This is a genomic window from Planotetraspora phitsanulokensis (assembly GCF_016863295.1).
GTDB classification, from domain to species: Bacteria; Actinomycetota; Actinomycetes; order Streptosporangiales; family Streptosporangiaceae; genus Planotetraspora; species Planotetraspora phitsanulokensis.
This window is the reverse complement of the sequence record NZ_BOOP01000011.1, coordinates 1-13,401: the sequence shown is the minus strand read 5'-3', so window position 1 is coordinate 13,401 and position 13,401 is coordinate 1. Positions and strand designations below refer to the sequence as shown.

The window sequence follows — 13,401 nt, the reverse complement described above, 5'->3', positions numbered from 1 at the left end:
GCGCTATATCGTCAGATCTGCCCGAATGGGTCATTCGAGTGTCCTGTGCGACGCCTCCCGGTGAACGGTCAGGATTACAGCGTGCGGAACCTCCGGACGACCTGGCGCAGGCCCGGAGCCAGCGGCGACGACTTCGCCGCCTGAATGACGGACGACTGTGCGCGCCGAAGCGCCTGTCGAGCCGAACTCCTGGTGACCAGGCCCTGGCTCACCATCGTCTCCCCGGTCTTCGCGCGCCTCTTGTACTCGTCGTCGCCCCTGCCCAGGTCGATGCGGGTGATGCCGAGGCGCGGCGCGGCGGACACCAGCTCCCTCAGCAGCATCCAGCCGGGTGCCAGGTTGGAGAAGGCCGGGTCGTAGACGGGGAACCACCAGTGCAGCACGCCGCCTGAGCGCATCCCGAAATGCGCGGCGACGAGGTGGGGTCCCGCGTGCAACGTCGACAACACTCCGGCGAAGGACGGGTCGCGCGTGTTCATCAGCCGGGTCATCAGGTCGCGGCGTGGCTGGGCGGCGAAGTAGTCGGCGACTCCGGTCGCGGCGTACTGGGCCCGCTTGAGCTCGATCACCCGCTCCAGCGCCTCCGCGTCGACCGTGTCGGCTTCGAACCTGATCGTGCCGTGCTCACGCTCGGCCTTGGCCGTCCGGCGACGGGCCTGGCCCATGTTGTCCTTGCCGCTCTTGGAGGCCCGGCCGAGGTAGCCCTCCAGACCTCCGGTGGTGTCCACATAGGGGGACGGGCGGGCGGACTCCACCCACGGCTCGAAGTCCGGGTTGCCCTCCAGGAGGTGGTCGAACGCGAAGCCGCGGATCCCCCCGCCGAGCAGCTCCAGCGGTGAGAAGGAGGAGCCCGGGGCGAGCACCGGCCCCTGGAAGTCCGCCGCGGGCCACCCCGCCGGCCGCAGCAGAGAGCGCTCGCGGTGGCAGGGCAGCACGGCGCTGATCACGCCCGCCCCGTCACGCACCACGACCACCTCCACCGGCTGCCCTGAGGCGTGTACGGCCTCCGCGAAACCGGGATGGAAGTAGGGGCTGTCCAGCCGCGGGTTGGAGTCCCTCAGCGCATGCCAGGCGTCGAGGTCCTCAGCGGTGAGCATGTCGAACCCGGCCAGCCGCACGGTCGTCATCGTTACTCCGTTCCAGGCCGACCAGGCTCGAGCGACGTGATCCGGCGGGACGGCCGGACCAGCGCGGCGACGGACGCCTTCGACGTCTGCCGTCCGGCGAGCGCTCGGGCGCTCTCGCCGAGTACAACGGCGGCGTAGTAGGCCGCCGCGGCGGGCCGGCTCCGGCGTTGCCGGAACAGCCGCACCTTGTTGACGATGAGCAGCGAGGCGAGGGTGGGGTTGGTGCCCGAGTCGCCGCCGATGTGCTCGACCACGGCCGTCGGCTCGTACCACAGTGTCCAGCCGTGGTCGGCGGCCCGCAGCGCGTACTCCGTCTCCTCGCTGTACAGCAGGAAGGACTCGTCCCAGTTGCCGATCTCTCGTATCGCGGAGACCGAGATGAGCATGGCCGCGCCCGTCGCCCATGTGGCGACGCCCGCCATCTCGTACTGTTCGGGATCGGTGACCAGCTCGCCGAGGGTGCCGATCCGGCCGGCGAGGCTCCCGCCGATCACCGCCTCGGCGACCGCCCGCCATACCGTCGGCATCCTGCGCAGTGAGGGCTGGAGGCTGCCGTCCGGGTTGACCAGCCGCGGAACCGCGATGCCGCGACCGGGCTGCCGGAGCGAGGCGGCGAGCACGTCGAGCGTGCCCGGCCGCAGCCGGCAGTCGGGGTTGATGACGAACACCGCGTCGAGCCCCGCGAGGTCGAGGCTCGCGACGCCCGCGTTGACCGCCGCGGCGTACCCCGCGTTCCTTCCCACCTGGACGGTGGACACGGGCAGACCGACGGTGGTCTCGGCGATCTTTATCGACTCGTCCTTCGACGCGTTGTCGGCGACGACGACGTTCGTGAGTTCCACGCCGCGCGCGCCGTCCACGATGGACCCGAGACAACCCTCCAGAACGTCCGCGCTGTTGTAGGTGACGATCACGATGGCGATCCGGGAGGCACCGGGGGGCGCATCGGCATCGTGGGACATCGGCATGTCCTTGTGCCCTCTTTCCAATGGGATCGGCTCTTGTCAGCCGCGCACGCGTTTGATCGTACGGGCAGTCAGCCGGCGTGCTGTGACATGAACGGGCGGAGTGCCGTCCAGGACGCGCTTGGGCCAGCCCTCGTCGAGGTCGTGACGGAGGCTGTTGCGCGCCTGGAGCCATGCGCCGGGTTTGGCGCGCCCGCCGTCGCTGGTGTAGACGCGGGACAGGCCGGCATCGCGCAGCCTGCGCAGGACGTGCCTGTCATAGGAGCCGAAGGGGATCGCCACCCGGGAGACCGGCTCTCCGGTGAGGCCACTGATCACGGCGCCGGCCTCGGCGATCTCCTCTTCCGCCTGGCCCGCGTCGATCCGCCGCCAGTCGCGGTGCGCCCAGCCGTGCGAGCCGACGTGCATGCCCGCCTTCACGAGCTCGCGCACGCCGTCGGCGTCGAGCCTGCCGGGGCTGCCCAGCAGGCCCGCCAGCACGAAGAACTCCCCCTTGAGGTCCCGCTCCAGCAGCCGTGGCAGGCCGATCTCCAGGTCCGATGCGTTGCCGTCGTCGAAGGTGATGCGGACATCGGTACGGCCTACGACCGCGTCAAGCACGTGCTCGAACTGCTCGACCGTGACCCACGTCGTGTCCTCGCCGGGATCGAGCGTGCGCTGGGTCGGGCCGATGCCGTGCACGGTGAGGTTCACGACAGAACTCACCCTTGGACTCCCCACTCGTTGAATATCGGGCTTTGGTGTCAGGTGTTACAGACGATCGGCGTACCACGCCACTGTTTGCCGCAATCCGTCCTGAAGTTTCGTCGCCGGCCGCCATCTGAGCACCTCCGCCGCGGCGGTGAGGTCGGCGATCCGGGTGGATTCCAGTGGCCGGTCGGCCAGCACACCGTACCGGGGCTGAAGGGGGGAGCCCACGATGCGGCCGAGCAGATCCACGACGTCCCTGATGGAGGTGCCCTCCCCCGAGCCGATGTCGAAGACCCCGCCCGCCGCCTCGGTCGCCGAGGCCGCCAGGAAGGCGTCGACCACGTCGTCCACGTAGACCCAGTCCACGAGCCTGTTCCCGCTCGCGAGGCCCGGTTCCTGGCCGCGCAGGAACGCCAGCGTCACGTATGGCACCAGCTTGGAGACGTCCGGCTGGCCCGGTCCGTAGACCATCGCCACCCGAAGGACGCTGACCGGTACGTTCCACAACTCGTGGAACAGGCGTGCGTATCCCGTGGCGGCCCATTTCGCTACAGAGTAGGGCGATGAAGGAGTTATCTCCCCCTTCTCCGGCCGGGGCTCCTCGATAGAGCCGGCGAGCACCACTCGCGTGCCAGAGGTCGCGCTGACAGCCGTCAGCAGGTTGGCCGCACTTGCGAGGTTCGCCGCGAGGGTCGGCAGGACGATGTCGACGTCTCTTGCGCCGGTGACCGCGCTGGCAAGGTGGAACACGATGTCGGGGCGGGTCCGCCGGATGAGGTCCGCGGTCGCCTGGGTGTCGGTGAGGTCCGCCATGTGCCAGGTCTCGGTGTGATCGGACTGTTCCCTGGGCTTCCTGCTCACCGCGTGAACCTCGGCGCCGAGCGAGCACAGGCGCCGGGCGAGGTGGGCTCCGATGAAGCCGGTGGCACCCGTGACGAGCACCCGGGTTCCGGTCCACGACCGGGTTCCCTCGAGCGGTGGCGCGATGCGTGCGGGCGCGGGGGACAAGGGCATGCACTCTCCTGGCGTCAGGGTACGTCGGGATGGGTGTCGTCAGGTTAGAGGACAGTTAAGTCCCAAGGTAGGTTGGCATTGCGATCGCCCAGAAAAACAGGAGGGGACCCGCGTGTTCGCGGGTCCCCTCCTCCGGTTACGGATTGTTCAGCTGATCCGCCAGGTGTCCCCGGCGAGGAGCAGATCGCTGAGTTGCCCCTTGCCCTTCTCCGCTGCGGCGGCGGCCACTTGCTCGTTCATCAGGTGGTCATAGGACGGGCGGTCGACCGAGCGGAAGATTCCGATCGGCACGTGCTCGAAGGCCGGGTCGTCCAGCCGCGACAACGCGAACGCGAGCGACGGGTCGGAGTTGTGCATGTCGTGCACAAGGATCTCGCTGTCGGCGACCTCCGAGCGCCGCACGACCTCGACCCCGCCGTACGGCGAGAGCCGCACGGCCTTCTCGTTCTCGCCGGTGCCGAAGACGATCGGCTGCCCGTGCTCGAGCTTGATCGTGATGTCGTCGCGGACGGCCGGGTCCTTCAGCGCCTCGAAGGCGCCGTCGTTGAAGATGTTGCAGTTCTGGTAGATCTCGACGAGTGAGGTCCCTCGGTGCGCGGTGGCCTCACGCAGGACGCTCTGGAGGTGCTTGCGGTCGGAGTCGATCGTGCGAGCGACGAACCCGGCCTCCGCCCCGAGCGCGAGCGAGATCGGGTTGAACGGCTTGTCGAGCGAGCCCATCGGCGTCGACTTGGTGATCTTCCCGATCTCCGAAGTGGGGGAGTACTGCCCCTTGGTCAGGCCGTAGATCCTGTTGTTGAACAGCAGGATGTTGAGGTTGACGTTGCGGCGCAGCGCGTGGATCAGGTGGTTGCCGCCGATCGACAGGGCGTCGCCGTCACCGGTGATCACGAAGACCGACAGGTCGGGCCTCGAGGCGGCCAGCCCGGTCGCGATGGCCGGGGCGCGGCCGTGGATCGAGTGGAAGCCGTAGGTGTTGAGGTAGTAGGGGAACCGCGACGAGCAGCCGATGCCCGAGACGAACACGATGTTCTCCCGGCGCAGCCCCAGTTCGGGCAGGAAGCTCTGGACCGCGGCCAGGATGGCGTAGTCGCCGCAGCCCGGGCACCAGCGGACCTCCTGGTCGGACTTGAAGTCCTTCATGGTCTGCGCCGTGTCGGTCCTGGGGATCAGGGCGAGACCCTTGCCGTTGAGCGATTCCGTACTACTCACTGTCGATCACGTCCTGGATGACGGCGGCCAGTTCCTCGGCCTTGAACGGAAGCCCGCGCACCCGGTTGTAGCCGATCACGTCGATCAGGTAACGGGCACGGAGCAGCAGCGCCAGCTGACCGAGGTTGATCTCGGGCAGCAGCACCTTGTCGTAGGAGCGCAGCACGTCGCCGGTGTTGGCGGGAAGCGGGTTGAGATGGCGCAGGTGTGTCTGCGCGACCTTGGCCCCGCCCTTGCGGACCCGTCGGACGGCCGCCGCGATGGGGCCATAGGTGGAGCCCCAGCCAAGGACCAGGATCCGGGCGTCCCCGTCCGGGTCGTCCACCTCAAGGTCGGGGACGTCGATCCCGTCGATCTTGGCCTGGCGCAACCGGACCATCTTGTCGTGATTGTCGGGGTCGTAGGAGATGTTGCCCGTGCCGTCGGCCTTCTCGATGCCGCCGATACGGTGCTCCAGCCCGGCCGTCCCGGGCACGGCCCACGGACGGGCCAGTGTCTCGGGATCCCTCTTGAACGGCAGGTAGGTGCCGTCATCGCCGTTCGGCTCCGTGGTGAAGTCCACAGAGATGTCCGGCAGGTCGTCCATCTCGGGCACCCGCCATGGCTCGGAGCCGTTGGCCAGGTAGCCGTCCGACAACAACATGACCGGCGTGCGGTACTTCAGGGCGATCCGCGCGGCCTCGATGGCGGCGTGGAAACAGTCCGACGGGGTGGCCGGCGCCACGACCGGGACCGGGGACTCGCCGTTGCGGCCGTAGAGGGCCATCAGCAGGTCCGTCTGCTCTGTCTTGGTCGGCATGCCGGTCGAGGGTCCGGCGCGCTGGACGTCGACGATGATCAGCGGCAGCTCGGTCGTGACCCCCAGGCCGACGGTCTCGGCCTTGAGCGCCACACCGGGCCCCGACGTGGTGGTCACGCCGAGGGAGCCGCCGAAGGACGCGCCCAGGGCGGCGCCGACGCCGGCGATCTCGTCCTCGGCCTGGAAGGTCCGTACGCCGAACCGCTTGTGCTTGGACAGTTCGTGCAGGATGTCCGAGGCCGGGGTGATCGGGTACGACCCGAGGAAGAGCGGCAGTCCCGACTGGACGGAGGCCGCGATCAGGCCGTAGGCGAGGGCCTGGTTGCCCGAGATGTTGCGGTAGACGCCGGGAGCGAGTCGTGCCGGCTTGATCTCGTAGGAGACGGAGAACGACTCGGTCGTCTCGCCGTAGTTCCAGCCCGCCTGGAAGGCCGCGACGTTCGCCTCGGCGATGGTGGGCTTCTTGGCGAACTTCGCCTTGAGGAACTTGACGGTCGCCTCGGTGGGCCGGTTGTACAACCAGGACAGCAGGCCGAGCGCGAACATGTTCTTGGCCCGCTCGGCGTCCTTCTTGGAGATCTCGAATCCCTCGAGCGCCCCCACCGTCAGCGACGTCAGCGGCACCGCGTGCACGCGCCACTCGCTCAGCGACTCGTCCTCGAGCGGGTTCCCCGCGTAACCCACCTTCTGCAGGTTGCGCTTGGTGAACTCGTCGGTGTTGGCGATGATGTCGGCGCCGCGCGGAAGATCGCCGAGGTTGGCCTTGAGAGCGGCGGGATTCATCGCGACGAGCACGTTGGGCGCGTCGCCCGGCGTGAGGATGTCGTGATCGGCGAAGTGCAGCTGGAAGCTGGATACTCCGGGGAGCGTTCCGGCGGGGGCACGAATCTCCGCCGGGAAGTTGGGAAGGGTCGACAGGTCGTTGCCGAACTGCGCCGTCTCCGCCGTGAATCGGTCACCGGTGAGCTGCATGCCGTCGCCGGAATCGCCGGCGAAACGGATGATCACACGGTCGAGTTGCTGCACCTGCTTGGTCACAGCTGCTCAGTCCTCCTCGACGCACCCAGGCTTGTCTGTCCGAGGCACGTTCTTATATCCATGCTAGATCCATCGAGACCGCGTTGGGTTCGCGGTGCGAATTGTTGACGTGCGGACTACTGACCCTCGTCGCATGCGCCACGGAAGGGGCGGATCCCATCGAGGGATCGATGACTGCGAGAGACGACCGGGGTAGTCACTGGGACGAACGGGCGGACCGACACAGCCCCCCCGCGAGCCGACACAGGTCCACGTGCAGGCGGGCGAAGAGGAAGGTTAGGCTCACAAGACCCAACTATACGTGCACCACCGTCAGGGCGAGGGCGCCCGGGCCGTGAGCGCGCCCGTCTGTGGAACGCGTGCCGGCGCCCCCCGGCCTGACGCCGGATCTCCGTGGACGGCCGGGCGGAGGACCGAAGACGGCGCGGGCGGTGGCGTCCGTCACATGGCCGCATCCGACTTGACGTCCGGTATGGCGGGCCGACAGGGTGTGCGGGGTCAGGTCCTCCGCATGCCGGTCCGGCTCCGCGGCGCAGTCGACCGACGCGGCCCCTCTCCCAGCCATGCGGGCGAATGCCGTTCCGCCGTTGCGTATTTTATGATGAATGTCGCAATAATGGCGATTTTCTTTTCTCGGGCGGTAATGCACCGCAGTGCTTTTGTGACATATCTTGTGTGGCGATTCGCGGGCTCAATATCTATTCTCGGTTAGGTGGTTGATCGGACTAGATGGCCCGGTTTCGCGCGATCCGAACTGCTGCAGCGTCGGCTGCACGATCTGGTGCCCGGTGGGGCGCACACGTACGCCCGCGGCTCTGATCAGTATCCAGAGGACATGGCCCCTGTGCTGGTGCGCGGCGAGGGAGCCCGGGTCTGGGACGCCGACGGCAACTGTTTCGTCGAATACAACATGGGGCTGCGCTCCGTCACCCTCGGCCACGCCTATCGGCCGGTCCTTGACGCAGTGCGCGGCGTTCTGGCCGACGGGCTCAGCTTCACCCGCCCGACCGAGCTGGAGCTCCTGGCGGCGGAGGAGTTCCTGGCGCAGGTGCCGGGTGCGGACATGGTGAAGTTCGGCAAGGGCGGATCGGACGCCACCTCGGCCGCCGTCCGGCTGTCGAGGGCGGTGACCGGCCGTGATCTCGTCGCCATGTGCGAGCAGCCCTTCTTCTCCGTTCATGACTGGTTCGTCGGCGGCCTGGAGATGAACGCCGGAATCCCCGCGGCGGTGCGAGAGCTCAGTGTCCGTTTCCGTTACAACGACCTCGACTCGCTGAGGGAGTTGTTCGAGCGGAACGAAGGCAGGATCGCCTGTGTGATCATGGAGGCGGCCACCGCGGCGGTCGAACCGGATCCGGGCTTTCTTGAGGGCGTCCGTGAGTTGTGCGACCGGCAGGGAGCGGTGCTCATCTTCGACGAGATGATCACCGGGCTGCGCTGGGCCGCCGGCGGGGCCCAGGCGGTGTACGGGATCCGGCCGGACCTGTCGTGCTGGGGCAAGGCGATCGGCAACGGCTTCCCGATCTCCGCCCTGGCCGGGCGCAGGGAGATCATGGAACTCGGCGGCCTGCGCACCGATGAGCCGAGGGTCTTCCTGATGTCCACCACACACGGTCCGGAGAGCGTGTCGCTGGCGGCGCTCCGCGCGGTGCTGCGGGCCTACGCCGAGGGTGACCCGATCGCGACGATGGAGCAGCGCGGCCGCGAACTCGCCGACGGGGTCAACGGCGCGGCGAAGGACCTGGGCGTCCACCCCCACGTGGCCGCCATCGGGAGGCCGTCCTGTCTGCTGTTCACCACGAAGGACGGGTCGGGCGCGCCGTCCCAGCCCTTCCGCACGCTCTTCATGCAGGAGTTGCTGCGGCGAGGCGTGCTCGCTCAGAACTTCGTCGTATCGGCGGCGCACACCCGCGAGGACGTCGAGCAGACCGTTTCCGCGGCGCGGGAGGCGATGCTGATCTATCGCAAGGCGCTGGAGGCCGGCAGCGTGGAGGGGTTCCTCCACGGGCGCCCGGTCGCACCCGCTCTCCGGCGGTACGCGGAGCCGCGACGACTTCATTGACGCGACGCCTTCACTAATCGGAGCGCGGGACTACCATGGCGTTCATGGACGGATATTTCGGCTCATATGTCGTCGTCCTCGTCCTTTTGCTCATAGGTGTGGGGATTTTCGCGGGCGGCCTGTTCGTCAACCGGATGTTGCGGCCCGACCGCCCCACGCCCGACAAGCTCACGACCTATGAGTGCGGCGTCGACCCCGTAGGCGAGGGCTGGGCGCAGTCGCAGGTCCGCTATTACGTCTTCACGTATCTCTATGTGGTCTTCGCCGTGGACGCGGTCTTCCTCTTCCCGTGGGCGACCGTCTTCTCGGCGCCCGGCTTCGGGATGACCACGCTCGTCGAGATGTTCGTCTTCCTCGCCTTCATCGCCCTCGGCATCCTGTATGCCTGGCGCAAGCGGGTGCTCGCCTGGACGTGACCGGCAGGGAGAGGAGAATGGCCCCATGGCGGTGAGCGATCTTCCGATGCCCACGGTTGGGCCGGCGTCCCGGCTGGCACCCAAGCCGATGAAGTTCGTCCTGAACTGGGGCAGGCGCTACTCGCTCTGGGTCTTCAACTTCGGCCTGGCGTGCTGCGCGATCGAGTTCATCGCGACCTCGATGAGCAGGCATGACTTCATCCGGTTCGGGGTGATCCCGTTCGCGAACGGGCCGCGGCAGGCCGACCTGATGATCGTCAGCGGCACGGTGACCGACAAGATGGCGCCCGCGGTGAAGCGGCTGTACGAGCAGATGCCCGACCCGAAGTACGTCATCTCGTTCGGGGCCTGCTCCAACTCCGGCGGGCCTTACTGGGACTCCTACTGCGTGACCAAGGGGGTCGACCAGATCATCCCGGTCGACGTCTACGTCCCCGGCTGCCCGCCGCGTCCCGAGGCGCTGCTCCACGGCATCATGAAACTCCAGGAGAAGATCGCCGGCGAGACGCTCAGCGACCGTTACCTGCCGGGTGGCGGCGCATGAGCATCGGGGCCGCGATCGAGGCGCGGTACGGCTCACGCGCCCGGATCTCCGACTCGTTCGGCGAGGTCGTGGCCGACGTGGAGCCGGGCGACTGGCTCGACCTGCTGGCCTACGCCCGGTCGGAGGGCTTCGAGTTCTTCGACTGGCTTACCGGGGTCGACGAGCCGCCGGACACGTTCGCGATCGTCGCCCACGTCGTCGACACCGTCGCCGTCGCGCACCTGCTGGTCAGGACCCGGGTGCCGCGGGCCGACCCCCGGCTGCTCAGCGCGACGGGCGTGTTCCGCGGAGCCGACTGGCACGAGCGCGAGACCTTCGAGATGTTCGGCGTGATCTTCGAAGGACACCCGGGACTGCGGCCGTTGCTGCTGCCCGAGGGGTTCGAGGGCCACCCCCTGCGCAAGGACTTCGTGCTCGCCGCCCGGGTGGCCAAGGCGTGGCCCGGCGCCAAGGAGCCGGGCGAATCCGACCACGGGTCGCCGAGCCGGCGCAAGGTCCTTCCTCCCGGCGTCCCCGCCGACTGGGCCAGGTCCCCGGGCGGGCCGGCCGTACCGGAGGAGGAGGGCGATGGCTGAGGTGCTCGACGTCGCGGTCCGGTTGATCGTGATCGTGGCGGCCTTCCTCGTGCTGCCCCTGATCGTCGGGCAGATGGAGCACAAGGCCATGGCGCACATGCAGTCGCGTCTGGGGCCGATGTACGCGGGCGGGTTCCACGGGTGGGCGCAGCTCATCGCCGACGGCGTCAAGTTCGCCCAGAAGGAGGACGTGATCCCGGCGGCCGCCGACCGTCGCGTCTTCGCGATCGCCCCGGCCGTCGCGCTCGTGCCGTACCTCGTGGTGATGGTCGTGATCCCCGTGGGGCCCGGTCTCGTCGGCGCGGACGTCGACGCGGGGCTGTTCTTCGTGCTCGCCGTGATGGGCGTCGGGGTGCTCGGCGCGATCATGGCCGGGTGGGCGTCGGCCAACAAGTACAGCGTGCTCGGCGGCATGCGGGCGGCGGCCCAGCTCATGTCCTACGAGCTGCCGCTGGTCCTGGCCGCGTCGAGCGTGGCGATGGCCGCGGGGACCCTGTCGCTGGAGGGCATCGCCGAGCAGTGGCGGTGGTGGTGGCTGCCGTGGCAGGCGATCGGGGCCGTGGTCTTCTTCGTCGCGGGGCTCGCGGAGTTGCGCAGGCCGCCGTTCGACATGCCGATCGCCGACTCCGAGATCATCATGGGCCCGATGACGGAGTACACCGGGATCCGGTTCGCCCTGTTCATGCTGGCGGAGTACGCCGGCATCGTGGTGCTCTCCGCGCTGACGGCCGTGTTGTTCCTGGGCGGCTGGCAGGGCCCGCTTCTCCCCGGTCCCGTGTGGACGCTCATCAAGATCTTCGTCCTGGCGTTCGTGGTGATCTGGGTCCGCGTGAGCTTCCCCCGGCTTCGTGAGGACCAGCTCCAGAAGCTCGCCTGGATCGGCCTCGTGCCGCTCGCCCTGCTGCAACTCGCGCTCACGGGGGTCGTCAAGGTCCTCATGGCATGACAGGCGATCTGCGGCCCCAGGGCCCGGCGAGCGCGGGGGACCGGCGCCTGCCGGCGACCGTCCTGTCGTGGGACGGGGACCGGCTGGTCGCGTCCGACGAGGCCTCCGGCAGGTCGGTACGGCTGCCGCCCGGCGCGCCCCGGACGCTGTCCTGCTACTCGTTCACCCGGGAACGGGGGGAGAACGAGAAGAAGAAGAAGGACCTGATGGTCTTCGGGCTCGCCGTTCTCGACGCCGACAGGCTGGTCCTGCTCGATCTGCCCGGCCGGTGGGGGACGGACGCCGTGTCAGCCTTCGCGGCCGCGCACGGCCTGACGTTTCAGGCATTGGGTCTCACCCCGGCCCGGGCGCGGACGTTGCTGTCGTGCCGCGCGCCCGGCTGGGGAGTCCTGCGGGGGCTCCCCGAACCGGCGCCTGCCTCACGCGGGCGGCGCTTCGCCTGGTGGAGCGTGGCGCTGTCCGGGCTCGTGGCCATGGTTTGCACGCTCTACTTCCTGCCGCCGCACATGTGGCGCTTCTTCCGCCTCGCGGTGACGAACTTCGCCGACGTGCTGGAACTCAAGTGGCTGGCCCTGGCGGCCAGTCCGCTCGGCGTGCTGATCGCACCGCTCTTCCAGCGGCTCGACCGTGTTCTGCTCCGCCGGAGGGTCTCCCGTGGTCGCGGTCTCGCCGCGGCGGACCGGCCCTCGGCGGCGCGGCTGGGAGTGCGGGGGAGGAAGCTCGCGATCAGCGGCATGGGACCCGGCCCGAGGTCCAAGGGGGTCAAGAAGCACCCGCTGGGTGGGCTTCGGATGCTGATCTATCGCTGTGAGGGGCTGAACGGCCTGTTCGTGCTCGATGCGACGGACTGCCCGGTCTACCACTTCCCCGGCAGGTGGCATCCGGAGGACGTGAACCGCTTCGCCGCCAGGCACGGCATCACCTGCGAGATCCGAGAACTGCCCCGCCGTGAGTACGCCGTCCTCGCCACCGCCGCCCGCGACGCCTACCCCTGAGTCCCTGGACCGCTCCATCCGGCGGGCAGGCTCGATCCTTCTGCACATTCTGTGGATAAGTAGGCCCGATGCCTGTGGAAATTGTGGATAACCGATCAGGGACCGCCTCACCGGATTCACCTGTCGGCGCTTGTGCGTCATGATGTTGAATATGGCGCCCATACCAGGAGAAGGGCTGGCCAAGGGGCTGGCGGTGACTCTCAGGCACATGCTGCGCAAATCCGAGACGCAGCAGTATCCCGAGGTCAAGCCCGACCTGCCACCCCGCAGCCGGGGTGTGATCGCCCTGGTCGAGGAGAACTGCACGGTCTGCATGTTGTGCGCCCGTGAGTGCCCCGACTGGTGCATCTACATCGACTCGCACAAGGAGACGCTCCCCGCTCCCGAGGGGGGCAGGCCCCGGGCGCGGAACATGCTCGACCGGTTCGCGATCGACTTCTCCCTGTGCATGTACTGCGGCATCTGCATCGAGGTCTGCCCGTTCGACGCGTTGTTCTGGTCGCCCGAGTTCGAGTACTCGGAGTACGACATCCGCGATCTCCTCCAGGAGAAGGACCGGCTGGGCGAGTGGGTGGCCACAGTTCCTCCTCCACCGCCCCACGAGATCGGCGCCGAGCCGCCCAAGGAGAGTTCCGCCGGATCGCGCCCGGCACGTCCGGCCGACACGGCGCGACGGCCGGCGGGCGACAGGCCCCCGCGGCCCGCGGCCCGGCCGGGGACGGCGGCCGAGTCCGGAGCCGAGGAGCGGCCGGCGGGAACGCCCGCTGAGGAGACCACGCCACCCGGAGGGGACACCGCGAACGGGCCGTCAGGGGAGAGCGCGTCGGCGAAGGACCGGCCGCCGTCGACAGAGGGTGCACCACGCCGGGAGCCGCCGCGGCCCATGCGGGACATCCGCTCCATCCGCCCGCCGGGAGCGCTGCCGAAGAAGCCGACCACCCCGACCACCCCGACCACCCCGACCACCCCGACCACCCCGACCACCCCGACCACCCCGACCACCCCGACCACCCCGGAC

14 protein-coding genes are annotated in these 13,401 nt (G+C 68.9%); 7 read left to right on the top strand and 7 right to left on the bottom strand.

Going from position 1 to position 13,401, the window contains the following annotated elements; genetic code table 11:
• Positions 1 to 74 precede the first annotated feature (74 nt).
• From Pph01_RS14190 to Pph01_RS43695, 7 genes are all read right to left on the bottom strand, one after another.
• Positions 75 to 1,127, bottom strand: coding sequence for a GNAT family N-acetyltransferase (locus tag Pph01_RS14190; RefSeq protein ID WP_239116687.1), 1,053 nt, complete (start codon positions 1,125 to 1,127; stop codon positions 75 to 77).
• A 2-nt stretch (positions 1,128 to 1,129) separates the two neighbouring features.
• Entirely contained in the window at positions 1,130 to 2,089 is a 960-nt protein-coding gene (locus Pph01_RS14185) for a glycosyltransferase family 2 protein (protein WP_204073547.1), read from the bottom strand.
• Between the two features lie 42 nt (positions 2,090 to 2,131).
• Positions 2,132 to 2,797 carry a polysaccharide deacetylase family protein gene (locus Pph01_RS14180; RefSeq protein WP_204073546.1) on the bottom strand — a complete coding sequence of 222 codons (666 nt, stop codon included), beginning with the start codon at positions 2,795 to 2,797 and terminating at the stop codon, positions 2,132 to 2,134.
• Between the two features lie 45 nt (positions 2,798 to 2,842).
• Positions 2,843 to 3,796 carry an NAD-dependent epimerase/dehydratase family protein gene (locus Pph01_RS14175; RefSeq protein WP_204073545.1) on the bottom strand — a complete coding sequence of 318 codons (954 nt, stop codon included), beginning with the start codon at positions 3,794 to 3,796 and terminating at the stop codon, positions 2,843 to 2,845.
• A 147-nt stretch (positions 3,797 to 3,943) separates the two neighbouring features.
• Positions 3,944 to 5,008 carry a 2-oxoacid:ferredoxin oxidoreductase subunit beta gene (locus Pph01_RS14170; protein WP_239116686.1) on the bottom strand — a complete coding sequence of 355 codons (1,065 nt, stop codon included), beginning with the start codon at positions 5,006 to 5,008 and terminating at the stop codon, positions 3,944 to 3,946.
• Positions 5,001 to 6,845 carry a 2-oxoacid:acceptor oxidoreductase subunit alpha gene (locus tag Pph01_RS14165; RefSeq protein ID WP_204073544.1) on the bottom strand — a complete coding sequence of 615 codons (1,845 nt, stop codon included), beginning with the start codon at positions 6,843 to 6,845 and terminating at the stop codon, positions 5,001 to 5,003. Before Pph01_RS14165 ends, Pph01_RS14170 begins: the two co-directional genes overlap by 8 nt.
• 196 nt (positions 6,846 to 7,041) lie before the next feature.
• On the bottom strand, positions 7,042 to 7,131 hold the full coding sequence (locus Pph01_RS43695) for a putative leader peptide (protein ID WP_373315657.1): 90 nt from the start codon (positions 7,129 to 7,131) through the stop codon (positions 7,042 to 7,044).
• A gap of 426 nt (positions 7,132 to 7,557) precedes the next feature.
• Here Pph01_RS43695 and Pph01_RS14160 point away from each other — a divergent pair, with 426 nt between their 5' ends.
• The 7 genes from Pph01_RS14160 to Pph01_RS14130 all read left to right on the top strand — a co-directional run.
• Entirely contained in the window at positions 7,558 to 8,907 is a 1,350-nt protein-coding gene (locus Pph01_RS14160) for a glutamate-1-semialdehyde 2,1-aminomutase (protein WP_204073543.1), read from the top strand.
• 44 nt (positions 8,908 to 8,951) lie between these two features.
• Entirely contained in the window at positions 8,952 to 9,323 is a 372-nt protein-coding gene (locus tag Pph01_RS14155) for an NADH-quinone oxidoreductase subunit A (protein ID WP_204073542.1), read from the top strand.
• 25 nt (positions 9,324 to 9,348) lie between these two features.
• On the top strand, positions 9,349 to 9,867 hold the full coding sequence (locus Pph01_RS14150) for an NADH-quinone oxidoreductase subunit B (protein ID WP_203881923.1): 519 nt from the start codon (positions 9,349 to 9,351) through the stop codon (positions 9,865 to 9,867).
• Entirely contained in the window at positions 9,864 to 10,442 is a 579-nt protein-coding gene (locus tag Pph01_RS14145) for an NADH-quinone oxidoreductase subunit C (protein ID WP_204073541.1), read from the top strand. Before Pph01_RS14150 ends, Pph01_RS14145 begins: the two co-directional genes overlap by 4 nt.
• Positions 10,435 to 11,388 (top strand): NADH-quinone oxidoreductase subunit NuoH, encoded by a 954-nt coding sequence (nuoH, locus tag Pph01_RS14140; protein ID WP_204073540.1) that lies wholly within the window; start codon positions 10,435 to 10,437, stop codon positions 11,386 to 11,388. Before Pph01_RS14145 ends, nuoH begins: the two co-directional genes overlap by 8 nt.
• Entirely contained in the window at positions 11,385 to 12,383 is a 999-nt protein-coding gene (locus Pph01_RS14135; RefSeq protein WP_204073539.1) for a hypothetical protein, read from the top strand. Before nuoH ends, Pph01_RS14135 begins: the two co-directional genes overlap by 4 nt.
• Positions 12,384 to 12,534: 151 nt before the next feature.
• A partial coding sequence (locus tag Pph01_RS14130; protein WP_204073538.1) for a NuoI/complex I 23 kDa subunit family protein occupies positions 12,535 to 13,401 on the top strand: 867 nt, incomplete at its 3' end.